This is a genomic window from Saccharothrix coeruleofusca (assembly GCF_014648515.1).
Taxonomy (GTDB): Bacteria; Actinomycetota; Actinomycetes; order Mycobacteriales; family Pseudonocardiaceae; genus Actinosynnema; species Actinosynnema coeruleofuscum.
In genome coordinates this window covers 1-1,303 of record NZ_BMRG01000054.1, presented here as the reverse complement: position 1 = coordinate 1,303, position 1,303 = coordinate 1, and the positions used below count along the sequence as shown (strand labels likewise).

1 rRNA gene is annotated in these 1,303 nt (G+C 56.4%); it reads right to left on the bottom strand.

Annotated elements, in window-relative coordinates:
- A 23S ribosomal RNA gene (locus IEZ00_RS36005) occupies positions 1-1,253 on the bottom strand; the annotation flags it as partial.
- Positions 1,254-1,303 lie beyond the last annotated feature (50 nt).

Below are 1,303 nucleotides of genomic sequence, written 5' to 3'. Positions count from 1 at the left end.
GAATGACACGGCTTCGGCGGTGTGCTTAAGCCCCGCTACATTGTCGGCGCAGGACCACTTGACCAGTGAGCTATTACGCACTCTTTAAAGGATGGCTGCTTCTAAGCCAACCTCCTGGTTGTCTGGGCGACCCCACATCCTTTCCCACTTAGCACACACTTAGGGGCCTTAGCCGGCGTTCTGGGCTGTTTCCCTCTCGACTACGAAGCTTATCCCCCGCAGTCTCACTGCCGCGCTCTCACGTACCGGCATTCGGAGTTTGGTTGATTTCGGTAAGCTTGTGGGCCCCCTAGACCATCCAGTGCTCTACCTCCGGCACGAAACACACGACGCTGCACCTAAATGCATTTCGGGGAGAACCAGCTATCACGGAGTTTGATTGGCCTTTCACCCCTAACCACAGCTCATCCCCCAGGTTTTCAACCCTGGTGGGTTCGGGCCTCCACGCAGTCTTACCCACGCTTCACCCTGGCCATGGCTAGATCACCCCGCTTCGGGTCTAGACCACGCGACTCAACCGCCCTATTCGGACTCGCTTTCGCTACGGCTACCCCACACGGGTTAACCTCGCCACGCAGCACTAACTCGCAGGCTCATTCTTCAAAAGGCACGCCGTCACCCCGAAAGGCTCCGACGGATTGTAGGCACACGGTTTCAGGTACTATTTCACTCCCCTCCCGGGGTACTTTTCACCTTTCCCTCACGGTACTAGTCCGCTATCGGTCACCAGGAAGTATTTAGGCTTAGCGGGTGGTCCCGCCAGATTCACAGCAAATTCCACGAGCTCGCTGCTACTTGGGAACACCACAAGGAGACACCGGGTTTTCACGTACGGGACTCTCACCCTCTACGGCCGCGCTTTCCAGACACGTTCCGCTAACCACAGTGTTTTCTCACTCCTTGCCAGTCCGGCAGAACTGACCAGTGGGTCCCACGACCCCGTAAACGCAACCCCTGCCGGGTATCACACGAATACGGTTTAGCCTCATCCGCTTTCGCTCGCCACTACTCACGGAATCACGGTTGTTTTCTCTTCCTGCGGGTACTGAGATGTTTCACTTCCCCGCGTTCCCTCCACATACCCTATGTGTTCAGGTATGGGTGACCCCACATGACTGGGGCCGGGTTTCCCCATTCGGAAATCCTTGGATCTCAGCTCGGTTGACAGCTCCCCAAGGCTTATCGCAGTCTCCTACGTCCTTCATCGGCTCCTGGTGCCAAGGCATCCACCGTATGCCCTTAATAACTTGCCACAAAGATGCTCGCATCCACTGTGCAGTTCTCAAAGAACAAACCGACACCA